Here is a 22,021-nt window from a genome sequence, read left to right as displayed (position 1 = left end):
CACAAAAGGATCAGATGCACACAAACGTCACAACAATCTATGCATGACACACTGTTGAGTTCTCAAACATCACACGCTGCGAGGTTCCCCGTTGCCGGTTCGTCCTCGCGCTGATGCAGTCCGAAACCTTAGAGCCTGACCCCGGTCTGTGCCAAACCCGCAAGGGCTTGCTTTTCTGACCGACGCCCGAACCAGGTGTTCGAGACTTGTGGTCGCGGGGCCGAGAACCCCTCCGGCTGACCGCCGTGTTGTTCTCCGCCGCACCCGGCGACAGAGAGAACATTACGCACTCCCCCGCGGAAGCACAAATCGAAACGACGTGACCCGAGCCACAGGGGCTCGCCGGGGCCGTCCGCGTTCCCGGGAAGGGCCCCGGATGCGCTCGGGGGCGGCCTCGCGGAGGCCGCCCCCGAGGGACTCGCTCAGCGAACGCGCACGCCCGCGAACCGCTTCTTGCCGCGCCGCAGCACCAGCCACGAGGAGGCGATCAGGTCCGCGGTCGCGGGCACGTGCTCGGGATCGTCGACCCGGACGTTGTTGACGTAGGCGCCGCCCTCGGCCACCGTGCGGCGGGCCTCGCCCTTGGACTTGGCCAGACCCGCGAGGGTCAGCAGCTCGACCACGTCCGGGATGCCGGCGGAGCCGTCGATCTCGACCGTGCCGGCCTCGCTCAGCGCGGCCTCCAAGGTGGCCGCCGAGAGCCCGGAGACGTCGCCACCGCCGAAGAGCGCCTCGGCGGCCGCCTTCGCGTTCGCGGTCTCCTCCGCGCCGTGCACCAGCGTCGTGACCTCGTCGGCGAGCACCTTCTGCGCCTCACGGAGGAAGGGCTTCTCCGCGTGGCGGGCCTCGAGCCCCTCGATCTGCTCACGCGGCAGGAAGGTGAACACCCGCAGCAGCTCGCCCACCTTCTCGTCCTCGACGTTGAGCCAGAACTGGTGGAAGGCGTACGGCGCCATCATCTCGGGGTCGAGCCAGAGCGCACCGCCCTCGGTCTTGCCGTACTTCGTGCCGTCGCTCTTGGTGAGCAGCGGCGTCGCGAACGCGTGCGCCTTGCCGCTCTCGGCCCGGCGGATCAGCTCGACGCCGGCGGTCAGGTTGCCCCACTGGTCCGAGCCGCCGAACTGCAGCGTGACCCCGAGATCGCGGTAGAGCGTCAGGAAGTCGAAGGACTGCAGCAGCACGTAGCTGAACTCGGTGTAGCTGATGCCCTGCTCGAGACGCCGCGCGACGACGTCGCGGGCGAGCATCCGGTTGACCGGGAAGTGCTTGCCGACGTCGCGGAGGAAGTCGATCGCAGACAGGCCGCTCGTCCAGTCGTAGTTGTTGACCATCCGCGCGGCGTTGGGACCCTCGAACGAGAGGAAGGGCTCGATCTGGGCACGCACCCGTGCGGTCCAGTCCCGCACCGTGTCGAGGGAGTTCAGCGTCCGCTCCCCCGAGTCGCGGGGGTCGCCGATCATCCCCGTGGCGCCACCGACGAGGGCGTGCGGCTGATGGCCGGCCAGCTGGAGGCGGCGCGCGGTAAGCACCTGCACAAGGTGGCCCATGTGAAGGCTCGGCGCCGTCGGGTCGAAGCCCACATAGAACCGGACGCTGCCCTCGCCGAGCGCTGCGCGCAGCGCCTCGCGGTCGGTGGACTCGGCCAGCAGGCCGCGCCACTCGAGGTCGTCCAGAAGCGTGGTGTCGACGGACACGTCGATCCTTTCGTCGTGCGGTGAGATGGGACGGTTCCCGCACCTAGGGTGCCCCATCCGCGGCGGGACGGCCCACTGGGCTCTCCGCGGCGGACGCGGGTACGTTGCGAGGACGATGACCACCAACCAACGGGTAGCGGGGCGATACACGCTCCGGCGCGAGATCGGCCGCGGCGCCAGCGGAGCGGTCTGGTCGGCGCACGACGAGGTCCTCGGCCGTCAGGTCGCGCTCAAGCGGCTCGGTCCCGCCGGACCCGCGGGCGCGGAGGCGGTCCGGGCCGAACGCGAGGCCCGGCTCGCGGCACGGCTCGCACACCCCAGCGTCGTCGCCGTCCACGACCTCGTGACCGAGGCCGGCGGCACCTGGCTCGTCATGGAGTACGTCGAGGGCCGGTCCCTGTCGGCCGTCGTACGGGAGGCGCCGCTCTCCCCCGACGACGCGGCGCGGCTGCTGGCGCCCGTGGCCGACGCCCTGGCCCAGGCGCACGCCCTCGGGATCGTCCATCGCGACGTCAAGCCCTCGAACATCCTCGCCGGCGCGGAGGGCGCGAAGCTCACCGACTTCGGCATCGCCCGCGGCGCCGACGACGCGACGCTCACCCAGACGGGGCTGGTCACCGGCTCCCCCGCCTACCTGGCGCCCGAGGTCGCCACCGGCGGCCAGGCGACGCCGGCGAGCGACGTGTGGTCCCTCGGGGCCACGCTGGTGCACCTGCTGACCGGCCGCCCGCCCTATCACCACGACGACCTGGACAACGGCCCGCTCGCGGTCGTCTACCGGATCGCGCACGAGGACCCTCCGGTGGTGGCCGAGGCGGGGCGGCTGGCACCACTGCTGTCCCGGACGATGGCGAAGGACCCCGAAGCCCGACCGACGATGGCGGAGGTGCGCGACGTCCTCGCCCGGACGGCCGTCGCCGCGGAACGGACGATGGCGCTGCCGGCCGTCCCTCGCACGCGGCGCACGACCGCGTTCGTCGCGGCGGCCGCGGCGGTCGTCGTCCTGGTGCTGCTCGTCGTCGCCGTGCTGGTGCTGCGACCGGCCGGGGACGGCGGCCCCTCCGCCGCGCGGGAGACGACCGCCCCGGCCGGCCCGCCGTCCGACCCCACCTCAGCGCCCGCCACGTGGACGAGCGACGAGCTCGAGGAGTTCGCCCGCACCTATGTCACCACGGCCGCGACCGACGCGGCCGCCGGCTTCGCGATGCTGACGCCGGCCTACCAGGCGCGTAGTCCTGAGTACGACGGGTTCTGGGGCCGGGTCCGGAACCCGCAGATCCTCCAGCTCACAGCGGACCCTGCGACGATGACGGTGACCTACCGCTACTCCTACGTGCTCCGCGGGCAGGGCCGGCGGACGGAGTGGGTCACCCTGCGCCTCGTGGACCAGTCCGGAAAGCTCCTCATCGACGACGCCGCCGCTGGGTAGCCTGCTCGCAATGAGCGGGTACGGCGTGCTGTCACCGGACGACGCGGCCCGGCTGCTGCTGCCGGTGGCCGAGTCGGTCGCGTCGGTGCATGCCGACTCCGGACGGCACGGCGCGATCTCGCCCGCGGCGATCGAGATCGACGCCGGCGGCCGAGCCCTGCTGGTCGACCGCACCCGGGTCGCACCCGATCCCGCCTACACCGCGCCCGAGGGGGTCGACGACGTCTGGTCGCTAGCGGCCGTGCTGCTGCACGCCACGACGGGCCGCGCCCCCGCGACCCGGGACGCGCAGCCGGTCGTGCCGCGCGAGACCGGATGGCTGGCGCCGCTCATCGAGCTCGGGCTCCGACCCGAGCCCACCGACCGCCCGTCCGCCGCCGACGTGGCCGCCTACCTCCGGGCCCGGGTCGCGCCGTCCTCGGAGCGTCGTGCCCGGGCCGTCGGCGGGCTGGTGCTCTCCGGCGCGGCCGTGCTGGTCGTGCTCGGCGTCGTCGGCGCCGCGCTGCTGTTCACCGGTGGGGACGACGAGTCGGCCCCCCGCCCCGCGAGCCCGCGTGTCGCCAGCACCGAGCCGGAGCCGGACCCGACGACCGCGGAGCCGTCCGAGGCCCCGACGCCCCCGACCGCCGCCGAGCTGGAGAGCTTCGCCCGCGACTACGTCGCCACCGCCAGCGGCGACCCGGCACGCGGATTCACCTGGCTGACCGAGGCCTACCGGCAGCGCAGCCCGCGCTACCGGGAGGTGTGGTCCTCGATCCGCGACCCGCGCGTGCTGTCGGTCAGCGCGGATCCGGCGGCGATGTCCGTCAGCTACACCTACACCTACCGGCTCGCCGGCGGCGGCTCGCGCACCGAGGACATCACGCTCTTCCTCGTCCAGGACGGCGAGCGGCTGCTCATCGCCGACGCGACGGCCGACTAGCGGTCCTGCGTCCGGACCGCCGCCTCGACCCGGTCCCGGGGTCCCGCGACGAAGACGTACTCGACGTTGCGCAGCCGCCCGACCTGACCCACCCGCACGCCCGCGGCGTTGTGGATGCCGATCTGCGCGCCGACGTACCTCTTGCGATCGAAGGCGAGGACCTCGACACTGCCGTGGCCCGCGTCGTGCAGCCAGCGGGTCATCTCCTCGGGACTGACCCAGGACTCGTCGTTGTAGGACACCAGCACGACCTCGGCGCGCAGACGGCCGAGGAGGTCGGCGAGTGCCGCCGGCATGGCGCGGCGGTTGTTGAACACGCTGCGCCGCTCCCGGACGTCCACGCGCTTGCAGGCGATGCCGTAGTGCTCGGGAGCGTCCCAGCGGATCAGGGTCTCCCAGATGTGGTAGTTCGCGAAGTACCGATGCTGGTTGTAGGGCGGGTCGACGTAGGCGAGGTCGACCGCGTCGAGGTCGTCGACCACCGTCGTGGCGTCTCCCTGGACGGTCCGCCCGGGGCCCGCCAGCAGCGCCGGCCGGCGCAGGTCGAGGTCCGCGTTCGAGCGGGGCGCCCACTGCTTGAGGTAGGCCATCTGCACGCCCGTCGTCGAGTCGACGCGGTCTGCCGCGAGCAACAGGCTCGTCAGCAGGAGCGGACGCAGCGGGCTGCCCGGCGGGTGGTCACGCTCGATCGCCTCCCGGATCGCGTCGATGCGGCGGCCGTTGCGCGGCTGGAAGAAGCGCGCCTGCTCGCAGAAGGTGGCCGTCACGTAGCCGCGCTCGCCGGGCAGGGCAGCGAGCCGGGCCAGCTCGGCATCGAGCGCGGCCTCGTCGATCTCGCCGGCATCGGTGGCGACGAAGCAGTCGCTCAGGACGGCCGAGTACGACGCCAGGTCGGCCGCGGTCACGTGCATCCCCTGCCGCTTCAGCTCCTGCGCGACCCGCGTCGTACCGGTGAACAGGTCCACCGCCGTGCGGGCACCGGTCGCGACCGCCAGCTCCCCCAGCACGGGCACGAGCGTGCGCTTCGAGCCGAGGTACTTGATCACGCACGCAGCCTAGAGTCCCGTCGGCTCCCCGTGCCTCCACCATCTAGGGTCCGCGCAGCGGGGTACCGGCCGTGGATGGGTCACATCCGGGTCGGCACCTCCGGCTGGTCGTACGCGTCGTGGCGGGGCGACTTCTACCCGCGGGGGCTGGCGCAGCGCCTCGAGCTGCCCTATCTCGCCGAGCGGCTGACGTCGGTCGAGGTGAACGGCTCGTTCTACGCCCTGCAGCGGCCGTCGACGTACCGCAGGTGGCGCGACCTGACTCCCGACGACTTCGTCCTGGCGGTCAAGGGCAGCCGGTTCGTCACCCACCTCAAGCGGCTGCGGGACGTCGAGCAGGGACTGGCCCGGTTCTTCGGCTCGGGGCTCGAGGAGCTCGGCCCGAAGCTGGGGCCGGTCCTGTGGCAGCTGCCCGCCTCGCTGGCCTACGACCCCGCGCTGATGGACGACTTCCTCTCCCTCCTGCCGGCCTCGGCACGCCACGTCCTGGAGTTCCGGCACCGCAGCTTCTGCGTCGACGAGGCGTTCGAGCAGCTGCGCCGCCACCGGGTGGGCTGTGTGGTCTCCGACTCCCCGGGACGCTGGCCGATGGCGGAGGTGACGACCAGCGACGTCGTCTACGTGCGGCTGCACGGCCACACCGAGCTGTACGCGAGCGGCTATGCGCCGCGCTCGCTCGACCGGTGGGCGGACAAGTGCCGGCAATGGGCGGAGCGGGCCGACGTCTACGTCTACTTCGACAACGACGCGCGGGGACGCGCGCCGCACGACGCCGTGGCGCTCATCGAGCGACTCTCCGCCTCCCGGGTGCCGCCGGACTGAGTGCCGCCGGCCCGCCCGGGTACCGCTCCCGGCATGGCCATCCTGGTGACCGGCATGTTCGTCGTGCAGCTGCTCGTCGGCGGCTATATGTACAGCTTCGTGCTCGGTGCCGGACAGCGCGGCAGCAACGCCCGGGCCACGCGGATCCCCGATCTGGTCGCGTTCATCCATCCGGTCGCCGCGATCGTCACCTTCGCCTGCTGGCTGGCGTACCTGGCCGGCGACGCGACCGGATTCGCGTGGACCACCTTCGTCCTGCTGCTCCTCACGGCGAGCGGTGGCGCGCTGATGGCGCTGCGGACCGTCACCGGCCCCCCGACCGTCGATCGCCCCTCGCCCCGCCAGGGCGTGCTCGACCCGGGAGACCCGGCGGAGATCCGGGTGGCCGAGAAGCAGATCCCCCGCGCGGCCATCGTCCTGCACGGGCTGACCTTCCTGGTCCTGGTCGCCGGCACGCTGCTCGTGGCCCTCGGCGCCCTGGCCTGACATGCTCGGTGCATGGCCGAGAATCCCGCACCGCTCCAGCCGCTCGACGAGGACTGGCAGCGCGCCCTGTGCGTCGTGGCGCATCCCGACGACATGGAGTTCGGCGCCGCCGCCGCGGTCGCCCGCTGGACCGGGCAGGGCAAGCAGGTCGTCTACTGCATGGTCACCAGCGGTGAGGCCGGCATCGACGGTCTCGCTCCGGACGCGTGCCGCGAGGTCCGCGAGGCGGAGCAGGTCCGCTCGGCCGAGATCGTCGGGGTCGACGTCGTGGACTTCCTCCGGCAGCCCGACGGCGTGCTGGAGTACGGCGTCGCGCTGCGGGGCGTGATCGCCGCCGAGGTCCGTCGGCACCGGCCCGATGTCGTCATCACCGGCAACTTCCGCGACACGTGGGGCGGACGGAACCTCAACCAGGCCGACCACATCGCGGTCGGCCGGGCGGTCGTGGACGCCGTACGGGACGCGGGGAACCGATGGGTCTTCGCCGACCAGCTCGGCGACGGGCCGGACGGTCTCGAGCCCTGGGGCGGCGTCCGGGAGGTGTGGGCGTTCGGCTCCCCCGAGGCGACGCACGCGGTCGACACGACCGACACCTTCGACGCCGGTGTCGCGTCGCTGAAGGCGCACGCGGCCTACATCGACGGGCTGGGCTGGGAGCACTGGGACCCGCGGGAGTTCCTGGAGGGCATGTCCCGGGCGGCCGGCTCGCGCCTGGGTGTCGCCTTCGCCGCGCCGTTCGAGGTGTTCCCCATGGGCTGGGGAGAGTGAGCCGTCCTTCGCTGCCGGACACCGAGATCCCGTGGCAGACCCCCGCCCTGGCGCGACACGACCGCCGCATGGCGCCCGTGGTCCTCGGACTCGCCCTGGTGCTGCTCGCGATCCCGGTCGGGCTGATCCTCGGCGACCAGCCGGTCCCCGGGGTGTTCCTGCTGCTCGTGCTGCTGGTGCCGATCGTCGGCTGCCTGGTGCTGGGAGTGAGGCTGCCCGCGGCCGCGCGGCGCAAGCTCGCCGCGACGCAGGCCCTTGCTCGCTCGGGCGTCGAGGTGCCCGCACGAGCGATCAGCTGGAGCCAGATCCCTCGGGACACGCCATCGACCGAGGGCGAGCTGCGGCTGCTGGTCACGCTGCCGGACGGTGGCGACGCCGTCCTCACGCATGTGTGCGACTGGTCCGACTGCGAGGCTGCCGGGCGCGGCACCGCGGATCGGTCGCTCCGCGTGCTGGTCGACCTCGACACCGGCGTCTGGTCGGTCGTCCACACCGGGCACCCGCGCAGCTGGAGCGCGCAGGTGTGAGCACGCAGGCGTGGGCGCCCCCACCAGGGGTGGGTCCCGGGTCCGCGACGCGACGTCGGGACAGGGCGCCGGTGCCGTGGGCGCCCGCACTAGGGTGGGCTCCCTCGGGGCGGTAGCTCAGTCGGTCAGAGCAGAGGACTCATAATCCTTGGGTCGTGGGTTCGAGCCCCACCCGCCCTACGCAGGCGTCAGCGGCGGCGGGTCGAGCAGCGAGGCGAGGCGGACGGCGGGCGCGGAGCCGTACTCCGCCCGCTCCTCCTCCGTCATCGTGGCGACACAGCGCCGCCAGGACTCGACCCGGGCCAGGCGGCCCAGCTGGAGCGCGGCCGGCAGGGCGGCGCGCAGGTCGGCCGGGGCGGCGAGATCGGACCAGACCTCGAGGGCCGCGTCGGCGATCCGCCACAGCCCGGGGTCGCCGGAGGGCAGGCCGAGGCTCTCCTGGGCGACGGCGAGGGGGACGTAGAGGCCGGCGAGCGGGTCGCCGACGACGGCGTCGCCGAAGTCGAAGAAGCGCAGGCCGCCGTCCGCGGCGACCACGACGTTCTCCGCGTGCAGGTCGTTGTGGAGCAGGGTCAGGGGAAGCCCGAGGTCCTCGACCTGGTCCGACCAGCGCTCCACCGTGGGGAGGAGGGCCTCGAGCAGGACGGCGACCTCGGGAGCGAGTCGGCGGGGATCGTCCGGCGCGAGGGCGGCGAGGCGACCGACCGCGTCGGCGACGTACGTCGTGGCGTCGGCGGGTGCGAGCACGGTGAGGTGCAGGTCGTCGACCTCCGTGACGAGCCGACGCTGGAGGTCGGCGGCGTCGGCGGCGATCCGGGTCCAGGTCGCGGGATCGGCCGCTCCCCCGCGGTCGTGGACGGTCGGCCCGAGGTCGGCGGTCAGCAGGAGGTCGCGGTCCGGGTCGGCGGCGACGACCGGCACGACGTGGTCCGGTGCGCGCCGGGCGACGCGCGCCATCAGCCGCGCCTCGTGGGCCTGGCCCGGACAGTTCTGCTTGGCGTACGACGACCGCCCGCCCGCCCGGACGCGCCACAGTGCCGACCAGGGTCGCACCGCGACCGCCTCGACCCGGTCGGGGACGCCGACCGCGGCGTTCAGGAACGCGCACAGCTCGGCGCGGAACTCCTCCGTCGCCCACACCGCGCTCGTCCAGGTGCTCGTGCTCACCCCAGCAGGGTCGCCCCGCGGAGGCCGACGGCGCCACCCGGTTTCGCCGGGAGACCGGTCAGCGGCGGATGGTGACGCCGGGTGGCGGGCCGATCCGAACGCCGTCGCCGCCGAGCCCACCGCCGAAGCCGCCGCCGATCCCACCGCTGAGACCGCCCGGTCCCTGCGGAGCATCACCCGTCGGCAGGGCCGCGTCGAGATCGGCCAGGACGACCTCGTCGCCCACGTCCACACCGTCCGTCACCTCGACCGTGGTCGCCCCGACCAGGCCCGTCGTGACCGGCGCTCGGCGGGCCCGTCCCTGAGCGTCGACGACGGCGACGGATCCGTCGGTGACCGCGGAGGCGGGAACCACGACGACGTCCTCGGCGGTCGCGACGACGATCGTGACGGTCGCCGGCATGCCCTCGGGCAGGGCGAGATCGCGCTCGTCGAGCAGGACCTCGACGGTGTACGTCGGGTCGCCGCCGGACGAGGACTCGTCCGAGGTACTGGTCGCGGTGTGCTCGATCCGGCCGACCGTGCCGGCGAGGGGCTCGCCCGCACCCGCCGGAATGACCTCGGCGGCCGTGCCGGTCGCGAGCTCCGCCGCCTGGGCGGCGCTGACCTCGACCGCGACGGTGGTCAGTCCCGGGGCGGCGACGGTCGCCACGACGTCTCCGGTCGCGACCCGGTCGTCGACGCTCACGGCGAGGGCGACCACCGTGCCGTCCGCCGGCGCGCGGACGACGGCGCCCCGGAGCTCGGCACGGGCGGAGGCCAGGGCGGCGACGGCCTGGTCGACGGCGGCCTGGTCCTGGGCGAGGGTCGCGGCGGTCACGGTCCGCTCCTCGGATCGGGCCGCGCCGCCCGGCTGGCCCGTGGAGCCGCCGGGCGTCGGGTCGGAGGTGGTGCCGGGCGTGCCGCCGGAGTTCGGGGCGGCGCCGCCCGAGCCGTCCGTCGGGCCGTCGGTCGCGACATCGGTCAGGGCGGCGGCGAGGGTGGAGGTGAGGGTCTCCAGCGCCTGCTGCAGCGCGCCCTGCGCGGAGGCGGCGTCGACCTGGGCCGTCTGGACGGCGGCCAGCGCGTCCGCGCAGGCCTCGCCGAGCACGGCCTCGGTGGCGCCGGGGCGGGCGGCCGCGTCCGGTGTCGACTCGGGGTCGGACGGCTCGGGGTCGGACGGCTCCGGATCGGACGGGACCGGGTCGGCGCAGGCCTGCTGCTGCGCGGTGAGCCGGTCCGTGGCCGTGGCCAGTGCGGCGCTCGCCGTGGACTGGGCGGCCACGACCGCGTCCTGCTGCGCCGTCAGCTGGGTGAGCACCGCGGCACCCGCGTCCGCGCCGGTCGGGGCGCCGCTGTCACCGGCCCCGTCGCCGGTCTTGCCGTCGGGGTCTCCGGCACCTGCGGCGGTCGAGCTCGACGGCTCGTCGGTGGCCGAGGCGACCGCGGCGGTCTGTGCCGCGCGGTCCTCGGCCAGCCGCGCCCGGGCGGTCGCGACCTCTGATCGCGCCCGGTCCACCGCGGCGCGCAGCGCCGCCCGGTCGAGCACGGCGAGCACCTCGCCCTGCCGCACCTCGTCGCCCTGCTCGACCCGCACCCGGCCGACTCTGCCGCTCGTCCCGAAGGTCGGCTCCGAGGTGCCGTCGCGGGCGATCGTGCCCGCGACCGAGAGCTCCTCGGCCACCTCACCGCGCACCGCGGCCACCGTGCGGTAGCGGAGGCCGCCGTCGGACGCCGCGCCGTACGCCGCCACGCCGGTCCCGCCCAGGGCGAGGACCGCGAGTGCGACGGCGATCCGCCGGGAGCGGAGGCGGGGCCGGATCACAGCCCGCACTCGTCGTTCACCCGGTCACTGACCTGCACGGAGACGGCGGTGACGGCTCCGGTGTCGTCGGCCTCGCCCTCGACGCGGACACACCGGCCGACCGTCAGGTCGCCGACCTCGGCCGGTGCCTGCTTCGTGTAGGTCGTGTCCGCACCGACGGTGACGGTGATCGAGCCCTGCGGCCCGTCGACCACGAACCCGCCCTCGGTCACCGAGGAGACTCGACCGGCGAAGCCGAACCCGGCCCGGACGCCTCCCGGCATGCCACCGAGCCGGTCGCTGGGGAGGTCGGTCGGCAGGTCGGTGGGCCGACCGTCCGTCCGCGCGGGGCCACGTGCGGGTCCGCCGCCGGCACCGCCGGTGCAGTCGCCGTCGGCCGCGGGCGACACCGCGACGGACGCGGCGGCGACCTCGGTGAGCAGCTCCGCCCGCCTCTCCGTCGGCGTCTCGTCGGCGTCGTCGGCAGCCGTGTCTGACGCATCGGCGGAAGCACCGCGCACCATGACGCACATCCCCGTGGCTACGTCGGCCTCGGTGGCCGCGACCTGGGCGGTGACGGTCGTGTCGCCGGTGACGGTGACGGCGACCTGCCCCGTCATCCGGTTCTGGACCTGGAGGACGTCGCCGTCGACGGCGGCGATCTCACCGAAGGTGCCCGGCATGCCGCCGCGGGCGCCGGTCGGACCGCCGGCCGCGTCGAGCGCCGGCCGGCTGTCGTCGCCGGAGGTCGCGGCGCTCGGGGCGTCGTCGCCGCAGCCGGCGAGCAGCGCGGCGAGGGCGGCGAGGACGGCGCCGGCGGCGAGGGGACGGAGGGAAGAGAGGGTCACGGTTGCTCCTGGCTCGGTGGTGGGGGTGGTCATTCACTGCGGAGGGCATCGATCGGCGTGAGGCGGGCTGCCCGACCGGCCGGGTAGACCCCGAAGCCGACGCCGAGCGCCAAGGAGGTGGCCAACGCGGCGAGCGTCGCGAGCGCGGACAGGGCGACCGGTTGGTCGATGAAGCGCGGCAGCACCTGGGCGCCGACGATGCCGGTCAGGACGCCGATCACCCCGCCGGTCAGGCCGAGCAGCGACGCCTCGACGAGGAACTGGCGACGGATGACGCGCGGGGCGGCGCCGAGCGCCTTGCGCAGCCCGATCTCGCGGATCCGCTCGGTGACCGAGACCAGCATGATGTTCATGACGCCGATGCCGCCGACCAGCAGGGAGATGGCCGCGACCCCGCCGAGCAGCACCGTGAACGTCCGGTTCGTCTCGTTGGCCGTCTCGACCAGTGAGTCCTGCGTGGCGATGGAGAAGTCGGCGTCGGCCGTCGTGACGCCGTGCCGGTTGGCCAGCAGCGCCTGGACCTCCTGGTACGCCGCGGAGAGCCGGTCCTCGCTCGCCGCCTCGACGTAGATCGTCGAGACCGTGTCGCCCGTGCTGCCCGTCAACCGGCTCGCCGTGCCGACAGGGACGACCGCCTGGTCGTCCTCGCTGCTGCCCGACGCCGAGGCGCCGGAGGAGGCGAGGACCCCGACCACCGTGACCCGGGTCCCGTTGACGGTCACCTGGCGACCGACCGGACTCTGCCGGCCGAACAGCTCCGCGGCCGTGTCGGGACCGAGCACCGCGACCGCCGCACCCCGAGCGGCCTCGGCGGCGGTGAAGAAGCGCCCCGCGGAGAGCTCGCGGCTGCGCACGGCGAGCCAGTCGGTCGTCGTACCGACCAACGAGGTGGTCCAGTTGGTGGCGCCGTTGACGAGCGAGACGGAGCTCGTGGTGGCCGGGGCGACACCGGCGGCATCGGGGACGACGTCACGGTCGGCGATCGCCGTCGCGTCGGCGTGGGTGAGGGTCGAGGCCGAGCCGAACCCCCCGCGGACGCCGGAGCTGTCGGTGCTGCTGCCCGGCGACACGATCAGCAGGTTCGAGCCGAGCGCGTCGATGCGGTCGGCGACCTCGCGCTGGGCGCCCTGGCCCAGGCCGACCGTCAAGATGACCGAGGAGATGCCGATGACGATGCCGAGGACGGTGAGCGCGGAGCGCAGCCGGTGTGCCCGGATCGCGGCCAGTCCGGAGCGGACGGTCTCCCACCAGCTCACCGCGTCGCCCCCGTCGCAACGGCGCGGTCGAGCGTGATCAGGCCGTCGTCGATGACCAGGTTGCGCCCGGCGCGGGCCGCGACGTCGGACTCGTGGGTGATCAGCACGATCGTGCGACCGCTGGCGTGCAGGGCGTCGAAGAGGTCGAGCACGTCGCTCGTCGACCGGGAGTCGAGGTTGCCGGTCGGCTCGTCGGCGAGGAGGAGCGCGGGCTCGGTGACCAGTGCCCGCGCCACCGCGACCCGCTGCTGCTGCCCGCCGGAGAGCTCACCCGGCCGGTGGTCGACGCGGTCGCCCAGCCCGACCCGCTCGAGTGCGGCGAGCGCCCGCGCCCGCCGCTCGGGGCGCGGCACCCCGGCGTACACCAGGGGCAGCTCGACGTTGCGCCAGGCGGTCATCGAGGACAGCAGGTGGAACTGCTGGAAGACGAACCCGATCCGACGGTTGCGGATCGCCGCCAGGGCGGACTCGTCGAGGCTCGACGTGTCCTCCCCCGCCAGCTCGTAGCGGCCCTCGGTCGGCAGATCCAAGCAGCCGAGCAGGTTCATCAGCGTCGACTTGCCCGAACCGGAGGGGCCGATCACGGCGACGTACTCGCCCTCGCCGATGCGGATGTCGACCCCGCGCAGCGCCTCGAACTCCAGGCTGCCGGAGCGGTACGTCTTGCGCACGCCCTCGAGCTCGATGATCGGGGTCACCGGGCTCCCCCGCCCTCGCGGAAGATCTGGGGCGGGGCGAATCCCTCGGGGACCACACCGCCCTCCCCGAGCTGGCGCCGGAACTCCTGCGGCACGTTGCCGGATCCCCCGGATCCGCCCGGAGCGGTGAACACCGGGATCTCGACCACGTCGCCCGCGGTCAGGCCGGACAGCACCTCGGTCGCCAGCCCCGACGTCTCGCCGGTGGTGATCTCGACGCGCTGGGTGGCGCCGGTCGTGTCGTCGGTGATCTTCTCGACGTAGGTCGTGTCGCCGTCGGTCCGGATCGCGCGGCTGTCGACGGTGAGCACGTCGGTGCGCTGGCTGACGACGATCGCGATGTCGGCCGACGTCCCGGTATAGAGGTCGTCGCGCTCCCCGGTGACCTCGATGGTGACCGGGAAGACCGCCGCGCCGGAGGAGTCCGCCTCGGCGACGAGACCGACGTCGGCCACCGTGCCGTAGACGGTCTCGTCGATCCCGCTCACGGTGATCTCGGTCTGCAGTCCCTTCGCGACCTCGGCGATGTCGCCGCTGGCCACCGTCGCCTCGACGACGTAGTCGCCGGTCGACACCACGGTGATGGTCCCGTCGGCGGTGGCGGCGTCGGACGAGGAGCCGGAGGGCGTGCCGGACGATCCGGCGCTGTCCCCGACGGCGATCCCCACGGTGGTCACGGTTCCGGCGGTCGTCGCACGGAGGACGGCGTCCGCGACGGCCTCCTCCGCCTGGGCCAGGCTCGACTCGGCAGCCAGCACCGCGGCCCGGTCGGCGCTGGCCTGTTCGTCGGAGGCGCCGTCCGCGAGGTGCTCGGAGCGGGCGGCCTCCGCGGCGTCCAACGCACTCCGCGCGGCGTCGAGCTCGGCCCGGAGGACCTCGTCGTCGATGGCGGCGAGCCGCTGTCCCTCGGTGACCTTCTCGCCCGGCTCGACGAACACGTCGGTGACGGTGCCGCTGACGTCGAACGACAGCTCCGCCGTGTTCTCCGCCTCGACCGTGCCGCTGGCGGTGACGGTCTGCTTGAGGGTCTGGGTCGTCACGGTGGCCGTGGTGGTGGCGGCCGCCGCGGGTTCGTCGCGCCGGAGGAGCAGCCAGCCACCGGTGACCGCAGCGATCACGACGAGGGCCGCCAGCCCGAGGACGAGCCGCGGCGGTCGGCGGGTGCCGCGGATGCGGCGCAGGAGCGTGTGTTTCACGGGCCCGACCCTGGCGGCGCGGGCTGTGCGATGCCTCGGCCGAGGCTATGACCGCGCTGTGAGAGCGCCGAGCCTGACCCTGATCCGGGTGTCGCCCGGGACGCTGTGCAGGGTCACCGATCCGGCATGAGCGCTGACGATCGCCTGCACGAGCGCCAGGCCGAGGCCCACGCCACCGTCCGAGCGGTGGCGGGAGGTGTCACCGCGGGTGAAGCGCTCGAAGGCGGTGTCGACCAGCTCGGCCGGGAAGCCCGGGCCGTCGTCGTGCACGTCGAAGCCGTCGGCACGCGCGGTGACGGTGACGGTCGTGCCGGCCGGCGTGTACTTGCGGGCGTTGGCCAGCAGGTTGGTCACGACCTGGTGGAGGCGGTGCTCGTCGCCGGTGACCTCGATCGGCTCGCCGTCTGCCGGCAGCACGATCCGCCACCGGTGGCCCGGCCCGACCACCCGTGCGTCGTCGACGGCTTCAAGCAGGAGACGGGTCAGGTCGACCGGCTCGGCGGCGAGCGGCCGGCCGGCGTCGATCCGGGCCAGCAGGAGGAGGTCCTCCACGAGCGCGGTCATCCGACCGGCCTCCTCCTCGACCTTCGCCAGGGCGACCTCCGAGGTCTCGGCGTCGCCACGGCGGCGGGCGAGCTCGGTGTACCCGGAGATCGTCGTCAACGGCGTGCGCAGCTCGTGGGAGGCGTCGGCGACGAACTGGCGGACCTGCTGCTCGCTGCGGTGACGCGCCGACAGCGACGACTCGACGTGGGCGAGCAGGCGGTTGAGGGCCAGGCCGACCTGACCGGCCTCGCTCCGGGGATCCGTGAGGTGCTCGGGGACCCGCTCGGTGATGGCGATCTCTCCCTCGTCGAGCGGCAGGCCGGCGACGGCGTGGGCGGTGGCGGCGACCTCGGTGAGCGGGCGCAGCTGGCGGCGTACGACGGCGGTGCCGGCGAGTGCCGCCGCGACGATGCCGAGCAGGGCGAGTGCGAGCTCCCAGCGGACGAGCGACATCGTGGCGTCGTCGACGTCCTTGGTGGGCAGGCCGGCCACCACGGTCACCTCACCCTCGCCACGCGCCATCACGCGATAGCTGCCGTAGCCGGGGACGTCGACCGTCTCGGCTCCGTCACCGAGCTCGCGGAGCGCGTCCAGCGCACGCTCGTCGAGCACGGCGACGTCGCCGCGCGCGGTGTCGGGGAAGACGATGCCCTCGCCGTCGGTGGCGCTCAGGGACGCGGTCAGCAGGCCCAGCTGGCCGATGATCCGTCGCTCCCCCGCGGGCACGCCGGGGAAGGCCGGGACCGTCGTGAGCTGGGGGCCCGGCCCGCTGCCGCGCACGAGGGCGGCGCGGACGTCGCCGTCGAGCCGGTCCATCAGCCACGCACGCATCCCCAGGGCCGTCGCGGTGCCGACGAGCAGCGACACCACCGCGACCAGGGCCACGGCCGTGACGACCAGCCGCGAGGTGAGCGAGCGCGGGACCAGGTCCTTCATCAGCCCGCCGGCTTCAGCACATAGCCGGCTCCGCGCATGGTGTGGATCATCGGCGCGCGGCCGGCATCGACCTTCTTGCGCAGGTAGGAGATGTAGAGCTCGACGACATTGGCCTGGCCGCCGAAGTCGTAGTTCCAGACCCGGTCGAGGATCTGTGCCTTGCTCAGGACCCGGCGCGGGTTGCGCATGAGGTAGCGCAGCAGCTCGAACTCCGTCGCGGTCAGGCTGATCTCCTCGCCGGCCCGGGTGACCTCCCGGCTGTCCTCGTCGAGCACCAGGTCACCGACCACGAGCGAGGACCGGCTCTGCTCGACGGCCGTGCCGGCGCGGCGTACCAGCGCCCTGAGGCGGGCGACGAGCTCCTCGAGGGAGAACGGCTTGGTCACATAGTCGTCGCCACCAGCCGTCAGGCCGGCCACCCGGTCCTCGACCGCGTCGCGGGCGGTGAGGAAGAGCACCGGCACCGTGGGGTCGTCGGCGCGGATCCGGCGCAGCACCTCCATGCCGTCCTGGTCCGGCAGCATCATGTCGAGGACCACGACATCGGGGCCGTGGCCCCGCACCGCCGCCACCGCGTCGCCGCCTGTGTGGGCGGTCTGCACGATCCAGCCCTCGTAGCGCAGTGCCATGGCGACCAGCTCCGCGATGTTGACCTCGTCGTCGACGACCACGGCGCGCAGCGGAGTGCCGTCGGGGCGGGTCGCGGTCTGGCTCATGGCATCAGACTGTGCCAGGAACCTGTGCGGATCCTGTGGATCGCTTGTGCGGATCCTGCGGCTCTTCACGGCCCGGTCACAGGGTCAGCACAGACAGCGGGACCACGGTGGGGTCATGACCCAGCGCGACGACCCCGCACCCGAGCACACTCCCAGCCCCACTCCCGAGCCCGCTCCCGACGCCGTGCCCGATCCCGCGGCCGTCGCCGCGACCGCGACCCCGCCGGCAGGTCCTCCGCCGGCGCCGCCCACCGCTCCCCCCGCGGCCGTCGCCCCGGGCGCCCCGGGCGCCCCGGTCGCAAGGAGCCGCTGGCGGGACCGGGTCTTCAGCTTCCGGGCCACGCTCGCCGTCGCTCTCGCCGGCCTGGTGCTCGGTGCCGGAGCGGGGGCCGCGACGGCCCTGGCGGCGGGAGACGACCACGACGGCCCGGGCTTCCGGCAGGAGCGGATGGGCGGTCCCGGCCAGGGCGGCTTCCCCGGCTGGGGCGGGCGCGGCGGCCAGGACGGCCCGCCGCCCGGCATGGGCCAGCTGCCGCCCGGCACCGCACCCCAGCAGGACGACGAGCTGCCCGACGGCTCCTCGGAGGGCGGCGCCAGCAGTTGAGGTCCGGTCGGCGGAACGCTGCTACAGCAGGGCCCCGGGGTTGAGGATCCCGGCCGGGTCCAGAGCGCTCTTGACCCTCCGGTTGAGCTCGAGGGCCTCCGGGCCGAGGTAGGAGCCGAGCCAGGGCCTCTTGAGCCTGCCGACCCCGTGCTCGCCGGTGATCGTGCCGCCGAGCGCCATGGCGAGGTCCATGATGTCGCCGTACGCGAGCTGCGCGCGTGCGACCTCGTCGGCGTCGGCGGGGTCGAACACGATCAGGGGATGGGCGTTCCCGTCACCGGCGTGGGCGATGACGGCGACGAGCACGTCCCGCTCGGTCCTGATCCGGTCGATCCCCCGCACCAGCTCGCCCAGCCGCGGCACCGGCACGCCGACGTCCTCGAGCAGGAGGGAGCCCAGCTGCTCGATGGCCGGGACCGCCATGCGGCGCGCGGCCACGAACATCTCGCCCGCCTCGGGATCGTCGGTCGCGTAGACCTCGTCCGCGGCGTGCGCGGCACAGATCTCCTCGATCCGCGCGATCTCCTCGGCCGCGTGGGAGCCCGGCTCGTCGGACTGGATTACGAGCATCGCGGCGGCGGAGCGATCGAGACCCATCCGCGCGACGTCCTCCACGGCGTTGATCGAGGTGGTGTCCATGAGCTCGAGCATCGAGGGGCGCATCGCGCGCGTGATGTCCAGGACCGTGTCGGTCGCGGCATCGAGCGAGCGGAAGGTCGCGACGACCGTGGACGGCGCGCGCTGCGCCGGGACGAGTCGCAGCACGATCCGCGTGATGATGCCGAGGGTGCCCTCGCTGCCGACGAACAGCTTCGTCAGCGACAGCCCCGCGACATCCTTGAGGCGCGGCCCGCCGAGCTCGACCGCCGTGCCGTCCGCGAGCACCACGGTGAGGCCGAGGACGTAGTCGGTCGTGACGCCGTACTTGACGCAGCACAGGCCGCCCGCGTTCGTCGCGACGTTCCCGCCGATGCTGCAGAACTCGTAGGACGCCGGATCCGGCGGGTACCAGAGCCCGTGCTCGGCGGCGGCCGCCTTGACCTCCGCGTTGAACAGGCCGGGCCCCACCGTCGCGGTGGACGTCTGCGGATCGACCTCGATGTCGCGCATCCGCTCGGTGGAGACGACCATGCAGCCGTCGACGGCCGACGCGCCGCCGGAGAGGCCGGAACCTGCTCCGCGCGGGACGATGGCGATCCCGTGCGCGGCCGCGAACCGGACGGCGCGCTGGACGTCGTCCGTGGACTCCGCGCGCACGACCACGAGCGGGACCCCCGCGTCCAGGTCGTGGGCGCGGTCCCATCGATAGCTCGCCATCCGGTCGGGATCGACGATCACCTGGCCCTCGCCCAGGGAGTCGACCAGCTCCGACAGGTCGGGGGCCCGGCCGACGAGATCGCTGGACACGGACATCTTCCTCCTCCTCGTGCGGACGCGCGCTCCGGGCGCCCGGTCGGCCAGGGGGCGGTCCTAGGACCGCATCTGGCTGCTCAGTGCCCGGGCCACCTTCTTCAGGCTGCGAGCCACCTCGGGGATCCGGTCGACCGGGAGCCGGTCGGTGGGTGCGCTGATGCTGACGCCGGCGGGGAAGGACAGGCCCTCGATCGCCACCGCGACGCACCGGCCCGACGCCTGGTTCTCGCCCTCGTCGACGCCGTAGCCGAGCTCGCGGGTCCGTGCCAGCTCCTCGAGGTAGCGGTCCGGGTCGGTGATGGTCGTCTCCGTGGCCGCGGGCATCCCCGCCATCTGCAAGATGGCGCGCACCTGCTCCTCGGGCAGGCCCGCGCACATCGCCTTGCCCAGCGCCGTGGAGTGCACGGCACCGCGCTCGCCCACCCGGGCGGCCAGCCGCATCATGTGGGGCGACTCGGAGACGACGGTGTGCACCACCGATCCCCCGTCGAGGACACCGAGATTGGCGGTCTCCCCCAACTGGTCGCGCAGCCGGTCCAACGCGGGCTTCGCCAGCTCGGCGAGCTTCTCCAGCCCTCGCGTGTCCTGCGGCCGGAAGGCCAGTCCGAGGCGATAGCTGGCGCCGTCGTCGCAGCGTTCGACGTAGTGCCGGGCCTCCAACGCGGTCAGATAGCGGAACGTCGAGCTCTTCGGCATCCCGGTCGCCTCGGCGAGATCGGACAGGGAGACGCCGTCCTTGCTGTTCGCCAGCGTGTCGAGGATGTCGCAGACCCGGTCCACCGCCCGGATGGGGTAGGTCGCCGTCCCGTTGTCGGAGTCACCGCTCATCGTCGCCACGTCCTTCACTCGTTGACCTCCCTCGTGAATGGTACGTCATTTCCGCCTGCTGAAACGGGCGGGCTCAGCCTCGCGACCCGCGGGGACCGGACGGTCCGCGACTCACCCCACGCGCGGCGCGGCGTCGACCGTGTTCGTCACGGCCCCGATCCCCTCCACCCAGACGGTCACCCGGTCACCGTGGCGCAGCGACCGCTGCGGGGTCATGAACTCTCCGCAGCCCCAGGGCGTGCCGGTCAGGATCAGGTCGCCCGGCTCGAGGGTGAAGGCACGGGAGCAGTGCGCGACGATGCGGGCGACGGAGAAGACCATCTCCGCGGTCGAGGAGTCCTGAACCCGCTCCCCGTTGACGTCGGTCCCCATCCGCAGCCGCTGCGGGTCCGGCACCTCGTCGGCCGTCACCACCTCCGAGCCCACCGGGCAGAAGGTGTCCAGGTTCTTGCCGCGGGTCCACTGACCGTCGGCGAACTGCAGGTCCCGCGCCGAGACGTCGTTGACGACGGTGTAGCCGAGCACGTGGGAGAGCGCCACCTCCTCGCTCACGTCGCGGGCCGTGCGCCCGATCACCACGCCGAGCTCCACCTCCCAGTCGACCCGCGTCGTCAGACCGGGGTCGAATCGGATCCGGTCACCGTCGCCGATCACCGACGAGGGGAACTTGGCGAACAGCAGGGGCTCGGTCGGCAGAGCCATGCCGGTCTCCCGGACGTGGTCGAGGTAGTTCAACCCGACCGCGACGATCTTCCCCGGCGTCACCGGAACCAGACGCCGGCCGCTCCCCGACAGCACGTCGCCGGGAGTGGCGGACGCGGCCGACACCAGGTCGGGGGCGGGCGCCTCCTTCGTTCCCAGCAGACGCAGCGCCTCGCCGTCCACGGCCGCGTACCTCCGGGCGCCGTCGACCTCGATCGCGGTGATGCGCATGCCTAGGCCCCCTTCCTGGATCCGGCCAGCTCCGCCGGCTGCTGGGCGACCGTCGACGCCAGCGCCTCACCGAACGCCGCCAGGGTCTGGTCGATGTCTGCCTCGGTGTGGGCGGTCGACAGGTACCACCGGCCGCCGGGCAGCACGAAGATCCCCCGCCCCAGGAGCTGCACGGTCAGCCGGTCGTAGAACCCCTGGTCCGTCGCCAGGAAGCCGTCGAAGGTGTCCGCTTCGCTCACGCCGGGAGAGCACTGGAGGACCGGCCCCACCTGACGCACGGACGCGGCCAGGCCCTGCTCGGCGAAAGCGGAGCGCAGGCCGTCGGCGAGCCGCTCGCCGAGCCGCTCGAACGTCTCGTAGACGCCCGGGGCGGACAGCGCCTCGATGGTGGCGCCGGCAGCGGCCAGCACCACCGGGTTGCCGTTGTAGGTGCCGGCGTGCACGACGCCGCGCTGGGTCTGGTCGATCAGGTCGGCCGAGCCCGCGACGGCGGCCAGCGGGTAGCCGCCGGCGATCGCCTTGGCGAGCGTGATCAGATCCGGCTGTACGCCGTACCGGCTCACCGCGCCCCCGGAGTCGATCCGGAAGCCGGTGATCACCTCGTCGAAGACCAGCACCGTGCCGCTCTGGTCGCACAGCCGGCGCAGGCCGGCCAGGAAGCCCGGAGGCGGCTCCAGCACCCCGGAGTTGCAGAGCACCGGCTCGCAGAAGACCGCCGCGCAGTCGTTGTCGGGATCGGTCAGCACCCTGCGCACGGACTCCAGATCGCCCCACGGCACGATCACCACGTCGTCCAGGACGCCGGCGGGCTGGCCGAGGCTGCCCAGACCGAGCTCGCCGTCGGCCCCGGGCCGGTAGCCGACCAGGAACGGGTCGGACCAGCCGTGGTAGTGCCCGGCGAACCGCACATAGCGACGACGGCCCGTGGCCGCCCGCGCCAACCGCAGCGCGACCTGGGCGGCCTCGGAGCCGGTGTTGGTCCACAGCAGCCGCTCCGCCCCCGGGATCCGGGCCAGGACCTGCTCGGCCACCTCCGGCTCGAGCAGGTGGCCCGCCCCGTAGGACGCCCCCCGCGGGATCTGCCGGGCAACCGCCTCGGTCAGGCCCGGGTGGCCGTGCCCCAGGATCACCGGGCCCCAGCCGAGCACGTAGTCGAGGTAGTCGTGGCCGTCGAGATCGGTCAGCCGGGCGCCGGCTCCCCCGCGGAAGAAGAGGGGGTGCGGCTTCATCTGTGCGCGGAGCCCGGTGGATACACCTCCCCCCACTGAACGCTTGGTTCGTTCCCATGCCTCGGCCGAGGCGGGCCATGAGGTGATCGGCATCTCAGTCCTTCTGTTCCTTGGGTAGGTGGGCGGTGGCACGCGGGCTAGTGGTGCGTCCGGGAAGTTGTGGAACGGTTGGCG

The 22,021-nt window shown here is 73.6% G+C and carries 21 protein-coding genes and 1 tRNA gene; 8 read left to right on the top strand and 14 right to left on the bottom strand.

The window, feature by feature from the left end; translation table 11 throughout:
* Nucleotides 1-422: 422 nt before the first annotated feature.
* The gene (tyrS, locus tag ACPZVR_RS19755) at nucleotides 423-1,694 is read right to left on the bottom strand and encodes a tyrosine--tRNA ligase (protein ID WP_436701387.1); all 1,272 of its coding nucleotides are present in this window, start codon (nucleotides 1,692-1,694) and stop codon (nucleotides 423-425) included.
* Nucleotides 1,695-1,809: 115 nt separating this feature from the next.
* Here tyrS and ACPZVR_RS19750 point away from each other — a divergent pair, with 115 nt between their 5' ends.
* Together ACPZVR_RS19750 and ACPZVR_RS19745 are read left to right on the top strand one after the other, a co-directional pair.
* The gene (locus ACPZVR_RS19750; RefSeq protein WP_436701386.1) at nucleotides 1,810-3,123 is read left to right on the top strand and encodes a serine/threonine-protein kinase; all 1,314 of its coding nucleotides are present in this window, start codon (nucleotides 1,810-1,812) and stop codon (nucleotides 3,121-3,123) included.
* 10 nt (nucleotides 3,124-3,133) lie between these two features.
* A complete protein-coding gene (locus ACPZVR_RS19745; RefSeq protein ID WP_436701385.1) occupies nucleotides 3,134-4,045 on the top strand; it encodes a protein kinase family protein in 912 nt (303 codons plus the stop codon).
* Here ACPZVR_RS19745 and ACPZVR_RS19740 read toward each other — a convergent pair.
* Nucleotides 4,042-5,091: a DNA adenine methylase gene (locus ACPZVR_RS19740; protein WP_436701384.1), complete on the bottom strand. Its 1,050-nt coding sequence runs from the start codon at nucleotides 5,089-5,091 to the stop codon at nucleotides 4,042-4,044. The genes ACPZVR_RS19745 and ACPZVR_RS19740 overlap by 4 nt on opposite strands.
* 75 nt (nucleotides 5,092-5,166) lie before the next feature.
* Here ACPZVR_RS19740 and ACPZVR_RS19735 point away from each other — a divergent pair, with 75 nt between their 5' ends.
* The 5 genes from ACPZVR_RS19735 (at nucleotide 5,167) to ACPZVR_RS19715 (ending at nucleotide 7,874) form a co-directional block, all read left to right on the top strand.
* Nucleotides 5,167-5,913, top strand: coding sequence for a DUF72 domain-containing protein (locus tag ACPZVR_RS19735; RefSeq protein WP_436701383.1), 747 nt, complete (start codon nucleotides 5,167-5,169; stop codon nucleotides 5,911-5,913).
* A 33-nt stretch (nucleotides 5,914-5,946) separates the two neighbouring features.
* A complete protein-coding gene (locus tag ACPZVR_RS19730; RefSeq protein ID WP_436701382.1) occupies nucleotides 5,947-6,399 on the top strand; it encodes a hypothetical protein in 453 nt (150 codons plus the stop codon).
* A 12-nt stretch (nucleotides 6,400-6,411) separates the two neighbouring features.
* The gene (locus ACPZVR_RS19725) at nucleotides 6,412-7,167 is read left to right on the top strand and encodes a PIG-L deacetylase family protein (RefSeq protein WP_436701381.1); all 756 of its coding nucleotides are present in this window, start codon (nucleotides 6,412-6,414) and stop codon (nucleotides 7,165-7,167) included.
* Nucleotides 7,164-7,694 carry a hypothetical protein gene (locus tag ACPZVR_RS19720; RefSeq protein WP_436701380.1) on the top strand — a complete coding sequence of 177 codons (531 nt, stop codon included), beginning with the start codon at nucleotides 7,164-7,166 and terminating at the stop codon, nucleotides 7,692-7,694. Before ACPZVR_RS19725 ends, ACPZVR_RS19720 begins: the two co-directional genes overlap by 4 nt.
* 106 nt (nucleotides 7,695-7,800) lie before the next feature.
* Nucleotides 7,801-7,874, top strand: a tRNA-Ile gene (locus tag ACPZVR_RS19715).
* Here the strand turns inward: ACPZVR_RS19715 and ACPZVR_RS19710 are convergent.
* The 8 genes from ACPZVR_RS19710 to ACPZVR_RS19675 are packed head-to-tail and all read right to left on the bottom strand — an operon-like array spanning nucleotide 7,872 to nucleotide 16,840.
* Nucleotides 7,872-8,861: a phosphotransferase gene (locus tag ACPZVR_RS19710; protein WP_436701379.1), complete on the bottom strand. Its 990-nt coding sequence runs from the start codon at nucleotides 8,859-8,861 to the stop codon at nucleotides 7,872-7,874. The genes ACPZVR_RS19715 and ACPZVR_RS19710 overlap by 3 nt on opposite strands.
* Before the next feature lie 58 nt (nucleotides 8,862-8,919).
* Entirely contained in the window at nucleotides 8,920-10,665 is a 1,746-nt protein-coding gene (locus ACPZVR_RS19705; protein ID WP_436701378.1) for an HlyD family efflux transporter periplasmic adaptor subunit, read from the bottom strand.
* A complete protein-coding gene (locus ACPZVR_RS19700) occupies nucleotides 10,662-11,492 on the bottom strand; it encodes a DUF5666 domain-containing protein (RefSeq protein ID WP_436701377.1) in 831 nt (276 codons plus the stop codon). Before ACPZVR_RS19700 ends, ACPZVR_RS19705 begins: the two co-directional genes overlap by 4 nt.
* Before the next feature lie 29 nt (nucleotides 11,493-11,521).
* Complete coding sequence (locus tag ACPZVR_RS19695) at nucleotides 11,522-12,748, bottom strand: ABC transporter permease (RefSeq protein ID WP_436701376.1); 1,227 nt, start codon at nucleotides 12,746-12,748, stop codon at nucleotides 11,522-11,524.
* Complete coding sequence (locus ACPZVR_RS19690) at nucleotides 12,745-13,446, bottom strand: ABC transporter ATP-binding protein (protein WP_436701375.1); 702 nt, start codon at nucleotides 13,444-13,446, stop codon at nucleotides 12,745-12,747. The genes ACPZVR_RS19695 and ACPZVR_RS19690 overlap by 4 nt, the downstream gene beginning before the upstream one ends.
* Nucleotides 13,443-14,642 (bottom strand): efflux RND transporter periplasmic adaptor subunit, encoded by a 1,200-nt coding sequence (locus ACPZVR_RS19685; protein ID WP_436701374.1) that lies wholly within the window; start codon nucleotides 14,640-14,642, stop codon nucleotides 13,443-13,445. Before ACPZVR_RS19685 ends, ACPZVR_RS19690 begins: the two co-directional genes overlap by 4 nt.
* Before the next feature lie 45 nt (nucleotides 14,643-14,687).
* Nucleotides 14,688-16,124, bottom strand: a complete 1,437-nt coding sequence (locus ACPZVR_RS19680) for a sensor histidine kinase (protein WP_436701373.1) — start codon at nucleotides 16,122-16,124, stop codon at nucleotides 14,688-14,690.
* Complete coding sequence (locus ACPZVR_RS19675) at nucleotides 16,124-16,840, bottom strand: response regulator transcription factor (protein ID WP_436701372.1); 717 nt, start codon at nucleotides 16,838-16,840, stop codon at nucleotides 16,124-16,126. The genes ACPZVR_RS19680 and ACPZVR_RS19675 overlap by 1 nt, the downstream gene beginning before the upstream one ends.
* 115 nt (nucleotides 16,841-16,955) lie before the next feature.
* Here ACPZVR_RS19675 and ACPZVR_RS19670 point away from each other — a divergent pair, with 115 nt between their 5' ends.
* Nucleotides 16,956-17,444 carry a hypothetical protein gene (locus ACPZVR_RS19670; RefSeq protein WP_436701371.1) on the top strand — a complete coding sequence of 163 codons (489 nt, stop codon included), beginning with the start codon at nucleotides 16,956-16,958 and terminating at the stop codon, nucleotides 17,442-17,444.
* Nucleotides 17,445-17,465: 21 nt separating this feature from the next.
* On the opposite strand, the gene ACPZVR_RS19665 is transcribed toward ACPZVR_RS19670, so the two are convergent.
* From ACPZVR_RS19665 to ACPZVR_RS19650, 4 genes are all read right to left on the bottom strand, one after another.
* A complete protein-coding gene (locus tag ACPZVR_RS19665; protein WP_436701370.1) occupies nucleotides 17,466-18,857 on the bottom strand; it encodes an FAD-binding oxidoreductase in 1,392 nt (463 codons plus the stop codon).
* A 57-nt stretch (nucleotides 18,858-18,914) separates the two neighbouring features.
* Complete coding sequence (locus ACPZVR_RS19660; protein ID WP_436701369.1) at nucleotides 18,915-19,685, bottom strand: IclR family transcriptional regulator; 771 nt, start codon at nucleotides 19,683-19,685, stop codon at nucleotides 18,915-18,917.
* A 111-nt stretch (nucleotides 19,686-19,796) separates the two neighbouring features.
* Nucleotides 19,797-20,618, bottom strand: a complete 822-nt coding sequence (locus ACPZVR_RS19655) for a fumarylacetoacetate hydrolase family protein (RefSeq protein WP_436701368.1) — start codon at nucleotides 20,616-20,618, stop codon at nucleotides 19,797-19,799.
* Between the two features lie 2 nt (nucleotides 20,619-20,620).
* Nucleotides 20,621-21,847 carry an aspartate aminotransferase family protein gene (locus tag ACPZVR_RS19650; RefSeq protein ID WP_436701367.1) on the bottom strand — a complete coding sequence of 409 codons (1,227 nt, stop codon included), beginning with the start codon at nucleotides 21,845-21,847 and terminating at the stop codon, nucleotides 20,621-20,623.
* Between the last annotated feature and the right edge of the window lie 174 nt (nucleotides 21,848-22,021).

This window comes from Nocardioides segetis, from assembly GCF_051390595.1.
GTDB lineage: Bacteria > Actinomycetota > Actinomycetes > Propionibacteriales > Nocardioidaceae > Nocardioides.
This window is presented reverse-complemented; position numbering and strand designations above follow the sequence as displayed.

Coding starts and splice junctions, on each gene's coding strand:
- ACPZVR_RS19750 (WP_436701386.1), top strand. CDS start 1,810: ATGACCACCAACCAACGGGTAGCGGGGCGATACACGCTCCGGCGCGAG.
- ACPZVR_RS19745 (WP_436701385.1), top strand. CDS start 3,134: ATGAGCGGGTACGGCGTGCTGTCACCGGACGACGCGGCCCGGCTGCTG.
- ACPZVR_RS19735 (WP_436701383.1), top strand. CDS start 5,167: ATGGGTCACATCCGGGTCGGCACCTCCGGCTGGTCGTACGCGTCGTGG.
- ACPZVR_RS19730 (WP_436701382.1), top strand. CDS start 5,947: ATGGCCATCCTGGTGACCGGCATGTTCGTCGTGCAGCTGCTCGTCGGC.
- ACPZVR_RS19725 (WP_436701381.1), top strand. CDS start 6,412: ATGGCCGAGAATCCCGCACCGCTCCAGCCGCTCGACGAGGACTGGCAG.
- ACPZVR_RS19680 (WP_436701373.1), bottom strand. CDS start 16,124: ATGAAGGACCTGGTCCCGCGCTCGCTCACCTCGCGGCTGGTCGTCACG.
- ACPZVR_RS19675 (WP_436701372.1), bottom strand. CDS start 16,840: ATGAGCCAGACCGCGACCCGCCCCGACGGCACTCCGCTGCGCGCCGTG.
- ACPZVR_RS19670 (WP_436701371.1), top strand. CDS start 16,956: ATGACCCAGCGCGACGACCCCGCACCCGAGCACACTCCCAGCCCCACT.
- ACPZVR_RS19665 (WP_436701370.1), bottom strand. CDS start 18,857: ATGTCCGTGTCCAGCGATCTCGTCGGCCGGGCCCCCGACCTGTCGGAG.
- ACPZVR_RS19660 (WP_436701369.1), bottom strand. CDS start 19,685: ATGAGCGGTGACTCCGACAACGGGACGGCGACCTACCCCATCCGGGCG.
- ACPZVR_RS19655 (WP_436701368.1), bottom strand. CDS start 20,618: ATGCGCATCACCGCGATCGAGGTCGACGGCGCCCGGAGGTACGCGGCC.
- ACPZVR_RS19650 (WP_436701367.1), bottom strand. CDS start 21,847: ATGAAGCCGCACCCCCTCTTCTTCCGCGGGGGAGCCGGCGCCCGGCTG.